Source organism: Mitsuaria sp. PDC51 (assembly GCF_900113225.1).
In the GTDB taxonomy this organism is placed as follows: domain Bacteria; phylum Pseudomonadota; class Gammaproteobacteria; order Burkholderiales; family Burkholderiaceae_C; genus Roseateles.
In genome coordinates, this window is record NZ_FOZE01000002.1 from 160,894 (window position 1) to 179,622 (window position 18,729).

16 protein-coding genes are annotated in these 18,729 nt (G+C 70.4%); 7 read left to right on the forward strand and 9 right to left on the reverse strand.

Annotated features, from left to right (window positions below):
* Nucleotides 1–23: 23 nt before the first annotated feature.
* From BM393_RS12155 to BM393_RS12180, 6 genes are all read right to left on the reverse strand, one after another.
* Nucleotides 24–830 carry an ABC transporter ATP-binding protein gene (locus BM393_RS12155; protein WP_091725821.1) on the reverse strand — a complete coding sequence of 269 codons (807 nt, stop codon included), beginning with the start codon at nt 828–830 and terminating at the stop codon, nt 24–26.
* Nucleotides 831–844: 14 nt separating this feature from the next.
* Entirely contained in the window at nt 845–2,188 is a 1,344-nt protein-coding gene (locus BM393_RS12160; protein ID WP_091725824.1) for an ABC transporter substrate-binding protein, read from the reverse strand.
* A gap of 77 nt (nt 2,189–2,265) precedes the next feature.
* Nucleotides 2,266–3,330: a branched-chain amino acid ABC transporter permease gene (locus tag BM393_RS12165; protein ID WP_091725828.1), complete on the reverse strand. Its 1,065-nt coding sequence runs from the start codon at nt 3,328–3,330 to the stop codon at nt 2,266–2,268.
* Nucleotides 3,331–3,360: 30 nt separating this feature from the next.
* Nucleotides 3,361–4,290: a branched-chain amino acid ABC transporter permease gene (locus BM393_RS12170; RefSeq protein ID WP_091725832.1), complete on the reverse strand. Its 930-nt coding sequence runs from the start codon at nt 4,288–4,290 to the stop codon at nt 3,361–3,363.
* A 24-nt stretch (nt 4,291–4,314) separates the two neighbouring features.
* Entirely contained in the window at nt 4,315–5,223 is a 909-nt protein-coding gene (locus tag BM393_RS12175; protein WP_091725836.1) for an ABC transporter ATP-binding protein, read from the reverse strand.
* A complete protein-coding gene (locus tag BM393_RS12180) occupies nt 5,223–7,169 on the reverse strand; it encodes a long-chain fatty acid--CoA ligase (RefSeq protein ID WP_091731366.1) in 1,947 nt (648 codons plus the stop codon). Before BM393_RS12180 ends, BM393_RS12175 begins: the two co-directional genes overlap by 1 nt.
* A gap of 327 nt (nt 7,170–7,496) precedes the next feature.
* Here BM393_RS12180 and BM393_RS12185 point away from each other — a divergent pair, with 327 nt between their 5' ends.
* The gene (locus tag BM393_RS12185) at nt 7,497–8,153 is read left to right on the forward strand and encodes a Crp/Fnr family transcriptional regulator (RefSeq protein ID WP_404932661.1); all 657 of its coding nucleotides are present in this window, start codon (nt 7,497–7,499) and stop codon (nt 8,151–8,153) included.
* 45 nt (nt 8,154–8,198) lie between these two features.
* Here the strand turns inward: BM393_RS12185 and BM393_RS12190 are convergent, their stop codons facing one another.
* Nucleotides 8,199–8,789 (reverse strand): GNAT family N-acetyltransferase, encoded by a 591-nt coding sequence (locus BM393_RS12190; RefSeq protein WP_175538317.1) that lies wholly within the window; start codon nt 8,787–8,789, stop codon nt 8,199–8,201.
* 345 nt (nt 8,790–9,134) lie between these two features.
* On the opposite strand from BM393_RS12190, the gene BM393_RS12195 reads away from it, so the two are divergent.
* The 5 genes from BM393_RS12195 (at nt 9,135) to BM393_RS12215 (ending at nt 16,892) form a co-directional block, all read left to right on the forward strand.
* Nucleotides 9,135–9,818 (forward strand): response regulator transcription factor, encoded by a 684-nt coding sequence (locus tag BM393_RS12195; RefSeq protein ID WP_091725845.1) that lies wholly within the window; start codon nt 9,135–9,137, stop codon nt 9,816–9,818.
* A 7-nt stretch (nt 9,819–9,825) separates the two neighbouring features.
* Nucleotides 9,826–11,130, forward strand: a complete 1,305-nt coding sequence (locus BM393_RS12200) for a HAMP domain-containing sensor histidine kinase (protein WP_175538318.1) — start codon at nt 9,826–9,828, stop codon at nt 11,128–11,130.
* Between the two features lie 136 nt (nt 11,131–11,266).
* Entirely contained in the window at nt 11,267–12,139 is an 873-nt protein-coding gene (gene imuA / locus BM393_RS12205; RefSeq protein WP_091725850.1) for a translesion DNA synthesis-associated protein ImuA, read from the forward strand.
* Nucleotides 12,087–13,580, forward strand: a complete 1,494-nt coding sequence (locus tag BM393_RS12210; RefSeq protein WP_091725853.1) for a DNA polymerase Y family protein — start codon at nt 12,087–12,089, stop codon at nt 13,578–13,580. Before imuA ends, BM393_RS12210 begins: the two co-directional genes overlap by 53 nt.
* 12 nt (nt 13,581–13,592) lie before the next feature.
* Nucleotides 13,593–16,892 carry an error-prone DNA polymerase gene (locus BM393_RS12215; protein WP_091725856.1) on the forward strand — a complete coding sequence of 1,100 codons (3,300 nt, stop codon included), beginning with the start codon at nt 13,593–13,595 and terminating at the stop codon, nt 16,890–16,892.
* A gap of 9 nt (nt 16,893–16,901) precedes the next feature.
* Here BM393_RS12215 and BM393_RS12220 read toward each other — a convergent pair whose 3' ends face one another.
* Nucleotides 16,902–17,297 (reverse strand): type II toxin-antitoxin system VapC family toxin, encoded by a 396-nt coding sequence (locus tag BM393_RS12220; protein ID WP_091725858.1) that lies wholly within the window; start codon nt 17,295–17,297, stop codon nt 16,902–16,904.
* Nucleotides 17,297–17,593 carry a hypothetical protein gene (locus BM393_RS12225; RefSeq protein ID WP_141225320.1) on the reverse strand — a complete coding sequence of 99 codons (297 nt, stop codon included), beginning with the start codon at nt 17,591–17,593 and terminating at the stop codon, nt 17,297–17,299. The genes BM393_RS12220 and BM393_RS12225 overlap by 1 nt, the downstream gene beginning before the upstream one ends.
* Nucleotides 17,594–17,838: 245 nt before the next feature.
* Here BM393_RS12225 and BM393_RS12230 point away from each other — a divergent pair, with 245 nt between their 5' ends.
* Complete coding sequence (locus tag BM393_RS12230) at nt 17,839–18,648, forward strand: alpha/beta hydrolase (RefSeq protein ID WP_141225321.1); 810 nt, start codon at nt 17,839–17,841, stop codon at nt 18,646–18,648.
* Nucleotides 18,649–18,729: the final 81 nt, after the last annotated feature.

Below are 18,729 nucleotides of genomic sequence, written 5' to 3' on the forward strand. Positions count from 1 at the left end.
GTCAGGGCGCGCGGCGGCGGGCCTCAGGCCAGCCAGCGCTTGCGGCGCTTGTAGCTCTTGACGTCGCGGAAGCTCTTGCGGTCGGTGCCGCCCATGCCGAGGTAGAACTCGCGCACGTCCTCGTTGTCCCGCAGCGCCTGGGCCTCGCCGTCCATGACGACGCGGCCGTTCTCGAGGATGTAGCCGTAATCGGCGTAGCGCAGCGCCATGCTGGTGTTCTGCTCGGCCAGCAGGAAGGTGGTGCGCTCCTTCTGGTTGAGGTCGCGGACGATCTCGAAGACCTCCTCCACGATCTGCGGCGCCAGGCCCATCGAGGGCTCGTCCAGCAGCACCATCTTCGGATTGGCCATCAGCGCGCGCCCGATCGCGCACATCTGCTGCTCGCCGCCGGAGGTGTAGGCCGCCTGCGAGCCGCGCCGCGTCTTCAGGCGCGGGAAGTAGGCGTAGACCTTCTCGAGGGTCTCGGCCACCGCGGCCTTGCCGTCCTTGCGGGTGTAGGCGCCGGTCAGCAGGTTCTCCTCGATCGTCAGGTGCGCGAAGCAGTGACGGCCTTCCATCACCTGGATGACGCCGCGGTCGACCATGGCGGAGGTGGACAGGCGCTCGATGCGCTCGCCGCGCAGCTCGATCGAGCCCTTGGTCACCTCGCCGCGCTCGCCGGCGAGCAGGTTGCTCACCGCGCGCAGCGTCGTGGTCTTGCCGGCGCCGTTGCCGCCGAGCAGCGCCACGATGCGTCCTTCCGGCACCTGCATCGAGACCCCCTTGAGCACGAGGATCACGTGGTTGTAGATGACCTCGATGCCGTTGACGTTCAGAAGGACATTGGTCATGGCGCGCTCCGGGCTCAGCTCTGGCAGTCCGCCGGGGTGCGGCGGGTGACCTTCTTGTCGCTGGCGTACTTGTCCGCCGCCGCCTTGACCATCGGCTTGATGATCTGCTCGTCGGCCTGCAGCCAGTCGGAGGAGAAGTTCCACTTGCTGCCGTCCCAGGTGTGGACGCGCGCCCAGGTGGAGCCCATGTGGTCCTGGCAGGAGGTGGAGATCGGCCGGATCAGGTTGCCCAGGCCGAGCGCGTCGAGCCGCTTCTGGTCGATGGACAGGTTCTCCAGTCCCCAGCGCACCTGCTCGCCGGTCATCACCTTGCCCTTGCCGAAGCGCTCCTGCGCGCGGCGGATCGCCTCGACGCTGAGCATCGAGATGATCATCCCGCGCGTGTACAGCACCGAGCCGACCTCGTCCTTGGGCCCGCTGCCCTGGCCCTTCTCATGGACATGCTTGAGGATGTCCTGCATGACCCTGGCCTGCTGGCCCGAGCCGTTCAGCGCCAGCGCGTTGTAGCCCTTGGCGCCCTCGCCCACGTCCTTGACGTCGGGCTCGGCGCCGGCCCACCACACGCCGTACATCTTCTCGCGCGGATAGCCGGTGGCCTGGGCCTCCTTCAGCGCGGTCGAGTTCATCACGCCCCAGCCCCACAGCAGCACGTAGTCCGGACGCTGCTGGCGCACCTGCAGCCAGGCCGACTTCTGCTCGACGCCGGGCGCGGTCACCGGAATCTTCACCAGCTCGAAGCCATGCATCTTCTGCCGCTCCTCCAGCAGCGGGATGGGCTCCTTGCCGAAGGGCGAGTCGTGATAGACCAGCGCGATCTTCTTGCCCTTGAGCTTGTCGAAGCCGCCCTCCTTCTTCGCCAGGTGCTGGATCAGCATGTCGGCGGCGGTCCAGTAGCTGCCCATCATCGGGAAATTCCACTTGAAGACATTGCCGTCCTGCGAGGCCGACAGCCCGTAGCCCAGCGTCACCAGCGGGATCTTGTCGGTGGGCACCTTGTCGGTCAGCGCGAAGGTGATGCCGGTGGCCTGCGGATCGAAGAGCGATGCGCCCTTGCCCTTGAGCCGCTCGTAGCACTCGACGCCCTTGTCGGTGGCGTAGCCGGTCTCGCACTCCTCGAAGGTGATCTTCACGCCGTTGATGCCGCCGTCGCGCGCGTTGATCAGCTTCAGGTAGTCCTGCTTGCCGTTGGCCCACGGCGTGCCGTTGGGCGCATACGGGCCGGTGCGGTAGACCAGCAGCGGGATGAACTGCTCCTTGGCCTGCGCCAGCGCGGCGCCCGAGCCGCCCAGCAGGCTGGCCGCGGCGGCCAGCATCAGCGCGGCGCGCGCCGCGATCGTCGAGGTCTTGTGTGGCTTCATCGGTCTGTCTCCTGGTGGCACTCGTGATGCCTTGTTGAATGTGTCGGAACCGGAAGGACTGCGGGGGAACTGCTGAATCAATGCGGGAAGGGCCACAGGCGCAGCTTCTCCTTCGCGATCTGCCAGAGCCGCGCGAGGCCGTGCGGCTCGACGATCAGGAAAAACACGATCAGCGCGCCGAAGATCATCGTGGTCAGGTGCGAGGCCAGCGCCGTGTCGATCGGGATGCCGAACCAGTACGGCAGGTTGTCCAGCACGATCGGCAGCACCACCAGGAAGGCGGCGCCGAAGAAGGCGCCGGCGATCGAGCCCAGCCCGCCGATGATGACCATGAACAGCAGCTGGAAGCTGCGGTCGATGGAGAACGCCGCCGGCTCCCACGAGCCCAGGTGGATGAAGGCCCACAGCGCGCCGGCCACGCCGACGATGAAGCTGCTGACCGCGAAGGCGCTGAGCTTGGCCGCCATCGGGCGGATGCCGATGACGGCGGCGGCGACGTCCATGTCGCGCATCGCCATCCAGCTGCGGCCGATGTGCCCGCGCACCAGGTTCTTGGCGATCAGCCCGAACACCAGCACGAAGCCCAGGCAGAACAGGTATTTCTGCACCGGCGTCTCGATCGGCATGCCGAGCACCGACAGGCCGGACACGCCGACCGAGCCCGAGGGCGAATCGTTGGTCAGCCACTTGATGCGCAGGAAGGCCCAGTCGCAGAAGAACTGCGCGGCCAACGTCGCGACGGCCAGGTACAGGCCGCGGATGCGCAGCGACGGGATGCCGAAGAGCACGCCCACCACCGTGGCGCACAGCCCGCCCAGCAGGATGGCGGCGACCACCGGCATGCCGTCCACCCGCGCCAGGAAGTTGAAGGCCGCGTAGGCCCCCACCGCCATGAAGCCGCCGGTGCCCAGCGAGATCTGCCCGCAGTAGCCGACCAGGATGTTCAGGCCCAGCGCCGCCAGCGACAGGATCAGGAAGGGGATGAGGATCGCGCGCAGCAGGTACTCGCTCGCGAGTCCCGGCACCACGATGACCGCCAGCGCCAGCAGCAGCCCCATGGCCACGCGGTCCTGCGCGATCGGGAAGATCTGCTGGTCCGCGCCGTAGCTCGTCTTGAACTGGCCGTTCTCGCGATAGAGCATGTCGTTCTCCGTTTCAGGCGTTCGGGCCGTTCAGACGCGGTCGATGATCTTCTCGCCGAAGAGGCCCTGCGGCCGCACCAGCAGGAAGACCAGCGCCAGCACGTAGGCGAACCAGATCTCGATGCCGCCGCCCAGCGACGGGCCGATGTAGATCTCCGACAGCTTCTCGCCGACGCCGATGATCAGCCCGCCGATGATGGCGCCCGGCACCGAGGTCAGCCCGCCCAGGATCACCACCGGCAGCGCCTTGAGCGCCACCAGCGAGAGCGAGAACTGCACGCCCAGCTTGGAGCCCCAGATGATGCCGGCCACCAGCGCGACGAAGCCCGCCACGCTCCACACGATCACCCAGATGCGCGACAGCGGGATGCCGATCGACTGCGCCGCCTGGTGGTCGTCCGCCACCGCGCGCAGCGCGCGGCCGGTGCCGGTGAAGCGGAAGAACAGCGACAGCGCGGCGACCAGCACAGCGGCGATCAGCGCGGCCGCCAGGTCCTCCTGGTTGACCATCACGCCGCCCTGGAAGCTCTGCTCCATGAGGAACACCGGGTCCTTGGGCAGCCCCACGTCGATCTTGTAGATGTCCGAGCCGAACAACGTCTGCCCGAAGCCGTCCAGGAAGTAGGTGATGCCCAGCGTGGCCATCAGCAGCGTGATGCCTTCCTGGTTCACCAGGCGCGACAGCACCAGCTTCTGGATCAGCCAGGCGACGGCCACCATCAGCGCCATCGCCACCAGGAAGGCCAGCAGGTTGACGGCCAGCTTGCCGCTCAGGCCGGTCCAGCGCGGGATCCACTCGGCGAAGCGCGCCATCGCCAGCGCCGCGAACAGCACCATCGCGCCCTGCGCGAAGTTGAAGACGCCGCTGGCCTTGAAGATGAGCACGAAGCCCAGCGCCACCAGCGAATACAGCATGCCCGTCATCAGGCCGCCGATCAGCGTTTCGAGGAAGAAGCCCATGTCGATCGCTCCTGCGTCCTGCCGTCAATGCGAGGCGCCGAGGTAGGCGCGGATCACGTCCTCGTTGGCGCGGACCTCGTCGGGCCGGCCATCGCCGATCTTGCGGCCGTAGTCCAGCACCACCACGCGGTCGCTGATGTCCATCACCACGCCCATGTCGTGCTCGATCAGCACGATGGTGGTGCCGAACTCGTCGTTGACGTCCAGGATGAAGCGGCACATGTCCTGCTTCTCCTCGACGTTCATGCCGGCCATCGGCTCGTCCAGCAGCAGCACCTTGGGCTCCATCGCCAGCGCGCGGCCCAGGTCGACGCGCTTCTGCAGCCCGTAGGGCAGCCGGCCCACCGGCGTCTTGCGATACGGCTGGATCTCGAGGAAATCGATGATGCGCTCGACGTGCTCGCGGTGCGCGATCTCCTCACGCTCCGCCGGGCTCCACCACGGATTGCGAAAGGCCTGTGCGAACAGGCCCGTGCGCATGCGCAGGTTGCGGCCGCTCATGATGTTGTCCAGCACGCTCATGCCCTTGAACAGCGCCAGATTCTGGAAGGTGCGCGCCACGCCCATCTCGGCCATGCGGCGCAGCCGCGTGCGCGGGCTCAGCCGGCGCACGTCCTCGCCGCGGAACAGCACCCGGCCCTGCTGCGGCTGGTAGACGCCGTTGATGCAGTTCAGCATCGAGCTCTTGCCCGCGCCGTTGGGGCCGATGATGGCGCGGATCTCGTGCTCGCGGACGTCGAAGCTGATGTCGTTGAGCGCCTTCACGCCGCCGAAGGACAGCGTGATGTTGCTGACTTCCAGGATCACCTCGCCGACACGGCGCTGCGCGGCGGGCGACTCGCTCGCGGCGGGCGCGCCCGGATCGGCGACGGCCGCGGCGGCCTGGGCATCCTGGAACAGCGCCGAGCCCGGCGCGGTGGCGATGGCGCTCATCAGGCGGCCCTCCGGGTGGGCGAGAAGGTGCGGGCCTCCTCGATGCGCAGGTCGGCGGCGACGCTGCCGGTGCGGCCGTCCTCGAAGCGGACCGCCGTCTCGATGTACTGCGACGGCCGGCCGTCGTAGAGCGCCTCGATCAGCACCCGGTACTTGTCGGCGATCGCGCCGCGGCGGACCTTGCGGGTGCGGGTGAGCTCGCCGTCGTCGGCATCCAGCTCCTTGTGCAGCACGAGGAAGCGGGTGATCTGGCTGCCGGCCAGACGCTCGTCCTGCGCGAGGTCGGCGTTGACCTTCTCCACGCAGTCGCGGATCAGCGCGTAGACCTCGGGCTTGCCGGCCAGGTCGGTGTAGCCGGCGTAGGGCAGGTTGCGGCGCTCGGCCCAGTTGCCGACGGCCTCGAAGTCGATGTTGACGAAGGCGCAGACGCGGTCGCGGCCATCGCCGAAAGCCACCGCCTCCTTCACGAAGGCGAAGAACTTGAGCTTGTTCTCGACGTACTTGGGCGCGAACATCGCGCCGTCATGCGCGCCGCCGCGCAGCCGGCCGACGTCCTTGGCGCGGTCGATGATCTTCAGGTGGCCGCCGGCATCGAGGAAGCCCGCGTCGCCGGTGCGGTACCAGCCGTCGGCGCCCAGCACCTCGGCCGTCGCCTCGGGGTTCTTGTAGTAGCCCTTGAGCAGGCCCGGCGAGCGCACCAGGATCTCGCCGCTCTCGGCGAGCTTGATCTCCACGCCGTCGATGGGCACGCCGACGGTGTCGGACCGGGCCTCGTGGTCGGGCTGCAGGCAGACGAAGACCGCGGTTTCGGTCGAGCCGTAGAGCTGCTTGAGGTTGATGCCGATCGAGCGGTAGAAGCTGAACAGGTCCGGGCCGATGGCCTCGCCGGCGGTGTAGGCCACGCGCACCCGCGAGAAGCCCAGCGCGTTGCGCAGCGGCCCGTAGACGGCGAGGTCGCCGAGCCGGTACTTGAAGCGCTCCCAGCCGCCGACCGGCTGGCCGTCCATCAGCGCGGGCCCGACGCGACGGGCCAGCGCCATGCAGCGGGCGAAGAGCCAGCGCTTGAGCGCGCCGGCGTCCTCCATGCGGATCATCACGCTGGTGAGCAGGCCCTCGAAGACGCGCGGCGGCGCGAAGTAGTAGGTCGGGCCGATCTCCTTGAGGTCGATGCTGACGGTGCTGGCCGACTCGGGGCAGTTGACGACGTAGCCGCAGGCCAGCCACTGCGCATAGCTGAAGATGTTCTGGCCGATCCAGGCGCAGGGCAGGTAGGCCAGCACCTCCTCGTCGTGGGTGAGGCGGTCGAAGCGCGCGCCCGCCTGCGCGCGGTCGATCAGCGTCGCATGGGTGTGGACCACGCCCTTCGGGTGGCCGGTGGTGCCGGAGGTGAAGAACATCGCCGCCACGTCCTCGGCGCGGCCGGCCTCGACCTCGCGCTCGAACCAGCCGGGATGGCGCATCGCATGGGCGCGGCCGTCGTCGCACAGGCCGTCGATCGAGCCCAGGCCGTCGGCCGCGTAATGGCGCAGGCCGCGCGGATCGTCGAACCAGACGCGGCGCAGCGCCGGGCACTGGTCGCGGATCTCGAGCAGCTTGTCGACCTGCTCCTGGTCCTCGACGACGGCGAAGGCGACCTCGGCGTTCTGCAGCGGGTAGACGAACTCGGCGGCCACCGCGTCCTGGTACAGCGGCACCGGGATCGCGCCCAGCGACTGCGCGGCGAGCATCGCCGCGTACAGCCGCGGCCGGTTCTCGCCGATGACCACCAGATGCTGGCCGCGCGCCATGCCGGCGGCGGCGAAGCCGTGCGCGAGATCACGCACCAGCGCCGCGAGCCCGGCCCAGTCCAGCGTCTGCCAGATGCCGAGCTCCTTCTCGCGCAGCGCCGGCGCGCCGGGGCGCTGCCGTGCATGGGCGAGCAGCAAGCGGGGGAAGGTCTGGTCCACCGTCGTCTCCTTGTGGTCCCCGCTGTCGCCGTCTCTGGTGGAGGCGCTCATGCCGCGGGGTAAATGGACTGTAGGCCGGCTCATTGACGCCGTGTTGTCGTTGCGACGACATTCCTAGGGAGAGTTCGGGGCAGCGTTTTCCCCAGGGGGGCGCGTCAGGCTGTTGTCATGCGCCGGCGCGATGAACGGGGGATGGCCTCGATCACCGACACCGCTGTCCGCGCCGCGCTGGGTTCGCCGTCCCCGCCGCCCCTGCACCCGTCCCTGTCGGGGGCCGTGCCGACGCAGCCGCTGCGGCTGCGGGCGCGGGCCGCAAGCGCGCAGGAGATGGGCGCCATCCCCTGGCTGAAGGCGATCGAGCCGGAACTGCGCGAGCGAGTCTCCGCCAGCATCCAGGTGGCGGAGGTGGAGGTCGGCGAGCGCATCTGCCGCATCGGGCGCGAAGCCAATTTCTGGTTCGGCGTCATCGACGGCCTGCTCAAGATGAGCAATGACGAGGCGGCGGCGCGCCAGGTCACCTTCACCGGCGTGCCGCCGGGCGGCTGGTTCGGCGAGGGCACCCTGCTCAAGCGCGAGGCCTACCGCTACAACATCCAGGCGCTGCGCCGCAGCGTCGTCGCCGGCCTGCCGCTGGACAGCTTCCATGAACTGCTGGAGACCAGCCTGGCCTTCAACCGCTACGTGCTCAACCAGCTCAACGAGCGGCTGGGCCAGTTCATCGCCGCGCGCGAGATCGACCGCCAGAGCGATCCCGACCTGCGCGTCGCCCGCAACCTGGCGGCGCTGTTCCATCCGCAGCTGTACCCCGGCGTGAACGGGCTGCTGCGCATCACGCAGCAGGAACTGGGACATCTGGTGGGGCTCTCGCGCCAGCGCGTCAACGAGGCCCTGCGCCACCTGCAGGCGCAGCGGCTCATCGCGGTCGAGTACGGCGGATTGCGGGTGCTGGACCTCGCGGGGCTGCGGGTGTATCCGCAGCAGTAGCGGTGTCGGGGCGGTGCTGGTCCGTGGGCGCGGGGCCGGCCGGCCTCAGGCGCCGAACGGCGTCGCCTCGGGTTGCGCCGGCGGATGCGCGGCGTACTGCGCGGCGTTGATCTCGTAGAGCAGGCTGGCCGCCTCGCCCGGATGCTCGGCGACCGAGCCGGTCAGCCGCAGCCCGACCCGCTCCAGCGTCTTGCGCGCCGCGGTGTTGCCCGGCGCCAGCAGCGCCTGCACCGAGGTCGCGTGCAGGCTGTCGAAGGCCAGCGCCAGCGCCGCCAGCGACATCTCCGCCGCATACCCCTGGCCCCAGTGGTCGGACAGGAAGTGGAACTCCAGCAGCAGCGCCGGCGCGCCGCAGATCCGCCCCCGGCTCAGGCCGCCAAAGCCGATCGCCCCGAGCGAGGGCTGCTCGCGCAGCGAAACCGCCCACGGCCCCAGCCCGTCGCGCGCCCACAGCCCGCGCCATTGCTCCAGCCGCTCGGACATGGCGGGACCGCCGGATTCGAATCGACGATTCGCCGGGTCGCACAGCAGGTCGCGGAAGGTCCGGGCGTCCGCCGCCGCGGGCGGACGCAGGGTCAGCCGGGGCGTGTGGGTGAGCCGCTCGACGGCCGGGATGGAGAAGAGGGGGGCAAGCATAGGGGTTAACCCGCAAATTATGCGCCTGCGCCGCATTTCAAGTCATCTCCCGACCGCTCGGTCGGTGACCGCAGCGGGACTTGCGTCACGAAAGGTGACGAAGGCGTTGGAACCCTGGAAGTTTTGGCCCCTTGCGCGCAGATCGCCCGCTGCTTGCGCCGATCCCAAGGCCGCTCCCGGGGCCGTTACCCCGGCCGCGCCGGGCGACAGCCCAGCGACAGGTCGGCGCGGGCCGACTCGCATAGCATTCCCGGCATCCGCGGGCCCGGCGGGGGACTTCCCCCCCTCCGGGCTCCCTCCCCAGGACGACGCGGCGCCCGGCGCCGCAGGAACGTGAGCCTCGTCATGAAGCTGCTGGTCATCGAAGACAACCCGGACATCGTCGCCAACCTGTTCGCCTACCTCGAGCCGATGGGCTACGAGCTGGACGTGGCCCGCAACGGCCTGGGCGGGCTGGCGCAGGCCGCCGCCGGCTCCTACGACGCGATCGTGCTGGACCTGACCCTGCCCGGCCTGGACGGGCTGGACGTGGCCCGGCGCCTGCGCAAGGACTTCCGCCGGCCGACCCCCATCCTGATGCTGACCGCGCGCGACACCATCGCCGACAAGGTCACCGGCTTCGAGAGCGGCGCCGACGACTACCTGGTCAAGCCCTTCTCGCTGGTCGAGCTGGAGATCCGCCTCAAGGCGCTGATGCGGCGCTCTCACGGGCTGAACCTGAGCTCGGCGGTGAGCTACGCCGACGTCAGCTTCGACCCCGACACGCTGGAAGCCACCCGCGCCGGCAAGCCGCTGCAGCTCACGCCCACGGGCTACAAGCTGCTCTCGGCCTTGCTGCGCGAGGCCCCCAAGCTGGTCCGCCGCGAGGACCTGGAACGCGAGGTCTGGGGCAACGACCCGCCCGACAGCGATGCGCTGCGCACCCACATCCACGCGCTGCGCTCGGCGTTGGACAAGCCCTTCCCCGTCCCGCTGCTGAAGACCCATCCGGGCATCGGATACCGGCTGGTGTCGCCCGATGCGGGCTGAGCCCCGCGTGACCCGCGCCCCCTGGCGCCTGCGCTCCACCGCCGCGCCGACGACGCTGCGCACGCGCGTCGCCGCGGCCTTCCTGCTGCTGACCCTGCTGGTCTGCGGGGCCTTCGCCGTGGCGGCGGTGCGCATCGCCTCGAGCATCGAGGACCGCCTGATCGACCAGCGCCTGAGCCGCACCGCCGACGAGCTGATCGCCCGCGAGCGGCAGGGCCTGGAGCCCGACCTGCCGCCCAGCGTCACGCTCTACCGCGGCACGGAGATCCCGGCCCCGCTGCGCGGGAAGCCGCCCGGCAAGTACACGCTGCCGCAGGACGGCCAGCTGGTCAGCGCGCTGGTCCGGAACGACCTCGGCCCGGTCTTCGTGCTGACCGACCGCGACGAGGACTTCGCCAAGATCGAGGCGGGCGTCTACGGCCTGCTGGGCCTGGCCTTCGTCTGCTGCCTGGGGCTGGCGCTGTTCCTGGCGCAGCTGACCGCGAGCCGCATCGTCGCGCCGGTGACCGCGCTGGCACGCGCGGTGGAGACCGGCGCCGCGCCGCGCGAGTACCCGCTGCAGGATTCCACCGACGAACTGGGCGTGCTGTCGCGCGCCTTCGCCGCCAAGACCGAGGCCCAGCAGCGCTACCTGGACCGCGAGCGCTGGTTCACCGGCGACGTCAGCCATGAGCTGCGCACCCCGCTGGCGGTGATGCTGGGCGCCGCCGAGGTCCTGAAGGCGCGCCTGCACGGCCGGGACGACATGGTCGAGCTGGCCGAGCGCATCCGCCGCACCGCCGCCGACACCAGCGAGCGCGTGGTGGCGATGCTGCTGCTGTCGCGCGATCCGGCCAGCATCGGCGCGCCGCCGACCGCGGTGCTGCCGCTGCTGCGCCAGGAGATGGAGCGCTGCCGGCCGCTGCTCAAGGGCAAGGCCGTCGAGATGACGCTGCATGCCGCTCCCGCCGATGCCGCCCTGGAAGTGCCGGCGCGGCCCGAGCTCGCGGCGATCGCGCTGGGCAACCTGATCCGCAACGCCTGCCAGTTCACCGAGGAAGGCCGCGTCGACATCCGGCTCGAGGCCGGCCGGGTCGTCATCGAGGACACCGGCATCGGCATCCCGCCAGCGGTGCGCGATCGCATCTTCGACCGCTTCATGCAGGTGGACCCGGCCGGCGCCGGCAGCGCCGGGCTGGGCTTGGCCATCGTCAAGCGCGTGGCCGAGCACCTGGGCTGGACCGTCAGCCTGGAGGCGCCCGCCAACGGCGGGACGCGCTTCGCGCTGAGCTTCGGGCAGGCGTCCAGGGAGCGGGACATTCTCCCCACTTGAAGCGCGACATCCGCTGGACGGCTCGGCCGTCCCACCTATACTGTATGCACATACAGTTCCCAACGCCGGTGTCACGACCGGCGTTGTCGTCTCTTCCGCCGACCGTCTCGCTGATCGTTCCGCCGACCGCCCCGCCATGTCCGCCCTGCCCTTGCCCCTTCCCCCCGCCGTGGCCGAGGCCGTCTGGCGCGGCGACGCGCTGGGCCGCGGCACCGACACGGTCTGGCCCAGCGGCTTCGACGCGCTCGACGCCGAACTGCCGGGCGGCGGCTGGCCCGGCCGCCAACTGACCGAGCTGCTGCTGCCGCAGTTCTCGCTGGCCGAATGGCGGCTGGCCGGCCCGGCGCTGCGGCGCGTGGTGGCCGACGGCGCCGCGGTGGCGATGGTCGGCCCGCCCAAGCGCCCGCACCTGCCGGGCCTGATGCACCTGGGACTGGACGAGCGCCACCTGGTCTGGATCGACGCGCGCGCGCCCTCGGAGCGGCTCTGGTGCGCCGAGCAGCTGATCAAGTCCAACGCCGCCGGCGCGGTGCTGGCCTGGATGCCGCAGGCCGCGCCGGAACAGCTGCGGCGGCTGCAGGTGCTGGCGCAGTCCTTCGAGGGGCCGGTGTTCCTGTTCCGGCCGCTGGCCGCGCGCCACGATCCCTCGCCGGCGCCGCTGCGGCTGCAGGTGACGATCGACGTCGACTGGGCGCTGGACGTCCTGATCCTCAAGCGCAAGGGCCCCGCCCATGAGACGCCGCTGCGGCTGGCGTCCATCCCGGGCGGGCTCGAGCGGGTGCTGACGCCCCGGGTGATGCGGCCCAGCACGATGCGCCCTGTCGCGCCGATCGCGCCGATCGCGCCACTCGCGCCGGTCATGCCCGCCGCGACCGAAGCCGCGCCCGCCGCAGCGTCCGCCTTGTCCGAATCCTCGCGCGCGCCGCAGCCGCTCGCCCTGTTCCCGGAGCTGACCGATGTTGTGGGTCGCCCTGATCCTGCCGCCTCGTCCGCCGGCGCCGTCCGCTGATCCGGCCGCGCCGCCGGACCATCCCTGGGGGATCTGTCCGGAGGCGCAGGCGGGGCTGGCCGTGTGGTGCCTGCAGTTCACGCCGCGCGTGGCGCTGATGGAGGACGCCGTCGTCATGGAGGTCGAGGCCAGCCTGCGGCTGTTCCGCGGCCGGGGCGCGCTCCAGGCACGCATCGCCGACGAGGCGCCGGACCTGGGCGCCGTCGGCATCGGCTGGGCGCCGACAGCCACCGCCGCGCTGGTGCTGGCGCGCTGCGGCGTGCCGGACCTGGGTGGCCGGCTGCTGCAGGCGGTGCTGGATCCGCTCCCGCTGCAGGCGCTGAGCGCCGGCGCCGAACATGCCGAGCCGCTGAGCCGTGCCGGCATCAACACGCTGGGCCAGTTGCGGGCCTTGCCGCGCGGCGGCATCAGCCGGCGCTTCGGGGCGGCGCTGCTGGCGATGCTGGACCAGGCCTACGGGCTGCGTCCGGAGGCGCATCGCTGGGAAGTGCTGCCGGAGGATTTCCACGCCCGCATCGAGCTGCCCGGCCGCGTGGACCACGCGCCGGCGCTGCTGCTGGGCGCGAGGCCGCTGCTGATGCGGCTGTGCGGCTGGCTGGCGGCGCGCCATGCCGGCGCGACCGGCGTGACGCTGCACTGGGTGCACGACTCGATGCGCGCCAAGGATGCCGGCGATGGCGGATCGCTGACGATCCGCACCGCCGAGCCGATCCGCGCGCTCGAGCACTTCTGCCGGCTGATGGCCGAGCACCTGGCCAAGACGAAACTGCTGGCGCCGGTGGGCGAGCTGAGGCTGGAGGCGATCGGCGTCCAGGCCCTGACCGAGGACAGCGCCTCGCTGCTGCCCGACACGGTGCGCACCGGCGAGACGCTCTACCTGACGCTGGAGCGCATCGCCGCGCGCCTGGGCCCGGAGCGGGTGATGCAGCCGGCGCCTGGCGACGATCACCGGCTCGAATGGATGACGCGCTGGCAGCCCGCCACCGACGGCCAGCGCGCCGGCGCCTCCGGCACGGGGCGCCGGCGTCTGGCGGCGCGGCCCGCGCCGTCCATGCCCGAACCCGGCTTCCTGCTGGAGCCGCCGCTGCGCCTGGCGCTGCGCGAACACCGGCCGCATTACCAGGGCGCGCTGACACTGCTGGTCGGTCCCGACCGCGTCGAGGGCGGCTGGTGGGACCGCCTGCCGGCGCGCGCGCCCGCGGACGCGGCAACTGGGACTGGGACTGGGGCTGGGACCGGTGCCGGCGCCCGGGACCAGACCGCGCCGTCCTTCACCGCGCTCGTGCCGCAGGACGACGCGGCGATGGTGGCGGTCGGCCACCGCAACGTCGTGCGCGACTACTGGATTGCGGTCAACGACAACGCGGGCGTCGTCGCCATCTTCCGGCAGCCGCTGGACGATGGCGGCAGTGCGTGGTTCCTGCACGGCGTCTACGCCTGAACGGGTCGAGCGATGACGGCCCCGCCTGCCCTGCCCGCCGCCGCACTGCCCGCGCTACCTGCGCTGCCGGACTACGCCGAACTGCGCTGCCTGAGCAACTTCAGCTTCCTCAAGGGCGCCAGTTGGCCCGAAGAACTGGTCGAGCGCGCCAAGGAACTCGGCTACCGCGCGCTCGCGATCACCGATGAATGCTCGATGGCCGGCATCGTGCGCGCGCACGTGGCCGCCAAGCAGCATGGGCTGAAGCTGCTCGTGGGCAGCCAGTTCCGCATCGACCCGCGCGACGGCGCCGGTCCGGACGAGGCGGCCCCCTTCACGCTGGTGGCGCTGGCCTGCAACCTGAACGGCTACGGCAACCTGTGCCAATTGATCTCAAGGCTGCGGCGCTCGGCCGACAAGGGCAGCTACCGCTGCACGATCGACGACATCGGCCCCCAGGCACTGGATGACTGCGTCGTCATCGCCTGCGCGGACCGGCATGCGGCGGCCGCGCCGCTGCTGGCGATGTCGCGCTGGCTGCTGTCGCGCTTCACCGGCCGCTGCTGGCTGGGCGTGACCCAGACCCGCGAGCTCGACGACGAAAGCCGTCTGCTGCGACTGCGCGAGGCGGCCGCGCTGACCGAGATCCCGCTGGTGGCCGTCGGCGACGTCACCATGCATGTGCGCAGCCGCAAACCGCTGCAGGACGTGTTGACCGCGACCCGGCTGGGTCGGCCGCTGACCGAGTGCGGCCAGGCGCTGGACCGCAACGCCGAGCGCCACCTGCGCGCGCGGGGCCGGCTCGGGCTGGCCTTCCCCGCCGAACTGCTGGCCGAGACCCTGCGCGTGGCCGCCCGCTGCGAGTTCAAGCTCGACGAACTGCGCTACCACTACCCCTCGGAGGTCGTGCCCGACGGCGAGACGCCGGCCAGCCACCTGCGCCGCCTGACCTACGAAGGCGCGGGCCGGCGCTGGCCCGACGGCATTCCTCCGGCGGTCAGCGAGCAGATCGAACGCGAGCTCGCGCTGATCGAGGAGCTGCGCTACGAGCATTACTTCCTCACCGTTGCCGACATCGTCCACTTCGCGCGCTCGCAGGGCATCCTGTGCCAGGGGCGCGGCAGCGCGGCCAATTCCATCGTCTGCTACTGCACCCACGTGACCGAGGTCGATCCGCAGCGGATGCAGGTGCTGTTCGAGCGCTTCATCAGCAAGGAGCGCAACGAGCCGCCCGACATCGACATCGACTTCGAGCACGAGCGCCGCGAGGAGGTCATCCAGTACCTCTACCGCAAGTACACGCGCGAGCGCGCGGCGCTGGCGGCGGTGGTGATCTCGTACCGGGTCAAGAGCGCGCTGCGCGACGTCGGCAAGGCGCTGGGGTTCGAGCCGGAGACCCTGGACACGCTGTGCGGCAACCACCAGTGGTGGGACGGCCAGACCATCGACGCGGAACGGCTGCGCGAATCGGGCCTGGACGCGAATGACCTGGCGGTGCGGCAACTGGTGGAGATCACCTCGGAGCTGCTCGGCTTCCCGCGTCACCTGTCGCAGCACCCGGGCGGCTTCGTGCTGACGCAGGGACCGCTGACGCGCATGGTGCCGGTGGAGAACGCGTCGATGCCGGACCGCACCGTGATCGAGTGGGACAAGGACGACCTCGACGCGGTCGGACTGCTCAAGGTCGACGTGCTGGGGCTGGGCATGCTGACGGCGATCCGCAAGACGCTGGACTTCATCGGCAAGCGCCAGCGGGCTCCCTTCGAGGTCAAGGACATTCCGGCCGAGGACCAGGCCACCTACAAGATGATCCAGCGCGCCGAGACGATCGGCGTGTTCCAGATCGAGAGCCGGGCGCAGCGCAGCATGCTGCCGCGGCTCAAGCCCGAGAAGTTCTACGACCTGGTGATCGAGGTGGCGATCGTGCGGCCCGGTCCGATCCAGGGCGGGATGGTGCATCCCTACCTGCAGCGGCGACAGGGGCTGGAGCCGGTGGTCTATCCGAGCGGATTGGAATCGGTGCTGGACCGCACGCTGGGGGTGCCGGTGTTCCAGGAACAGGTGATGCAGATCGCGATGATCGCGGCCGGGTTCACCGGCGGCGAGGCCGACGAGCTGCGGCGCTCGATGGCGGCCTGGAAGCGCAAGGGCGACCTGGGGAAATACCGCGAGAAGCTGATCGAAGGGATGCGCGCGCGCGACTACCCGGTGTCCTTCGCGGAGCAGATCTTCGAGCAGATCAAGGGCTTCTCGGAGTACGGCTTCCCGGAGTCGCACGCCGCGTCGTTCGCGTTGCTGGTCTACACGAGCAGCTGGCTCAAGAAGCACCGGACAGCGGAATTCCTGGCGGGGATGCTGAACGCGCAGCCGCTGGGCTTCTATTCGCCGAGTCAGCTGGTGCAGGACGCCAGGCGCAGCGGCGTCGAGGTGCGGCCGCCGGACGTGATGCACAGCGACTGGGACTGCACGCTGGAGCGTGCCGATGGCCGCGTGATCCGGCCCACGCGTCGCGGCAAGGACACCGAGGCGCTCGATGCGCGGCCGCTGGACCAGGACGGCATCGCGCAGGACGAGGACGGCGACCCCTATCTGGAGTCGGACGAAGCGCTGGCGATCGACGCGGCGCCGGTGGCGGTGCGGCTGGGACTGCGGCTGGTGAAGGGCCTGCAGCAGGCCTCGGCGGCGGCGATCTGCCTCGAGCGCAGACGCGGCCCGTTCAACGACGCGGAAGACCTGGCGCGCCGCACCGGCCTGAACCAGCAGCAGATGACGACGCTGGCGGCGGGCGACGCGCTGACCAGCCTGAGCGGCCATCGGCGCCAGCAGATGTGGGACGCGGCCGCGCAGCATGCGCCGCCACCGCTGCTGTCGACGGCGCCGGTGCAGGAGGACTTCCTGGCGTTGCCGCAGGCGCCGGAGGGCGAGGAGATCGTCTTCGACTACGCATCGCTGGGCCTGACGCTGCGGCGGCATCCGCTGTCGCTGCTGCGGCCGATGCTGCGCGAGCAGCGCTGGATGTCGGCGCGGGAACTGAACGAGTTGCCGGATGGCCGCCCGGCGCGCGGCTGCGGGATCGTGACGGTCAAGCAGCAGCCGGCGACGGCCAAGGGGACGATCTTCATCTCGCTGGAGGACGAGACCGGGGACATCCAGGTCATCGTGCACCGCGCGCTGTGGCAGCGGCAGCGCCAGGTCATGCTGCATTCGCGGCTGATGGCGGTGAAGGGCAAGTGGCAGCGCAGCGGCGAGGTCCGCAACCTGATCGCCGGCCACATGGAAGACCTGACCCCGATGCTGGGACGCTTGAGGACGGAGAGCCGGGATTTTCACTGAGTCCCTGGGTCAAGGCTGACGCGCGCTCAGGCCCATGTGGGTCAGCTTGCGAATCGCTCGACGATCGAAAGTCACGAATGTCTCGCCACCTCGTCGACGTCCCTCACAGGCGATCACACCGTCCGAGAAATCTCCACCCGCCTGCAAGAGGTCCAGTCCCGCATCGACGATCTCGCCATCAAGGTCGATCCGGGGAAGCCCCAGCAGTCCACTGATGGCCTTGTGGATGTCTCCTGAATCAAAACGGTAGCGCGTCCTCAAGACCCAGAACAGCTCACAAAGGCTTGAGACGGCGATCACGATCCGTTCTGCATCACGAAACAAGTTCCGAACCATCATCTCTTGCTCGGGCGCATCGCCAACCACCAGACGCACGAGCAGGTTGGTGTCAGCGGTGATCCGCATCACCGCCGCCCCGCCCAGCCGTCCTCGATCGCTTTCCGGATCTGCTTCAGCGAAAGCGGCTTCTTCTGCTTGCGCGGCCGATCCCGAAGCATGCCAGCCACGCTGTCCACTTGACTCGTCCGCCGCTCAAGGTGCAGATAGACCGTGCCATTCGCCCAGAAGTCCACATCGATGCACTCCCCGGGAAGCAAGCCCAGGTGCTCTATCACCTCGGCGGGCAGCATCACTTGATCGATAGAACCACGCGTGTCGATCTTCATCCTGGCCTTTTTCATCGGAAGCTCCTTGGCACTCATGGAATGCGCTTGAGGTCGGAAGCCTAGCCCCGCACGCCATCGAAAAACCGCCTCTCCCCCTGACTTCCGTCAACGGTGGGAGAGAACGCGCGGCCTCCCCCTGCGGATCCCTCGGCTGTAGGTTCCGTCCGACGGCGCAATGCGTCCTCCGGGGGGTACCCAAGGGGTCGGTCCTTGCGGAAAGATCGGCTCAATGGTCCTCATGCCGACCCGCCCGTTCCGCTGGCGTGGCCGGCCCCGACATCATGAAAAAGATTGCCGTCCGTGCCCGCGCGCTGCCCGTCGCGGCGCCGCTCATCCCGTCGCCCTCCTGGGCGCTGCTCGGCATCGAGCCGCTGCGTGCCGCGATGGAATACGCCAGCTGCCGCCTGATGGACCGCAGCGGTCATCCGCCCGGCGACGGTCATCCCGTCATCGTGTTCCCCGGCCTGGCGGCCGACGCGCAGTCGATCGCGCCGCTGGTGGGCTTCTGCCATGGCCTCGGCTACGCGGCGCGCGACTGGGGCCGCGGCCTGAACACCGGGCCGGTGGGGAACATCGACCGCTGGCTCGACGCCCTCGCCGCCGACATCGAGGCGCTGGTCGCCGACCAGCCGCAGGCGGTCTCGCTGGTCGGCTGGAGCCTGGGCGGCATCTACGCGCGCGAGATCGCCAAGCGCATCGCGCTGCCCGTCCGGCAGGTCATCACGATCGGCACGCCGATCACCGGCGAGGCGGCGCAGACCAACGTCAGCCTGCTCTACCGCTGGATCAACGGCGCGCTGCCGGTGCTGGACGAGGACTTCAAGGCGCGCCTCCTGGCCGCACCCCAGGTGCCGACCACGGCCATCTACAGCCGCAGCGACGGCGTCGTCGCCTGGCAGGCCTGCGTGCAGCGCGAGGACCATCCGATGATCGAGAACGTCGAGGTCGACGGCAGCCACTGCGGCCTGGTGTGGAATCCCGCGGTGCTGAAGGTGGTCGCCGACCGGCTCGCCCATGCGCCCGGCGCGTGGCGCCCCTATGGCGACGCCACCGAGGCGAAACCCGCGCGCGCCGTCCAGTCGCTGAACTGATCGGCGCCGAGCGCTGAGCAGCGCTCTGCGAGCGGCAGGCGCCGGGAGGCGCCGTGCCGCACCCGCGCTACCGGATCAAGG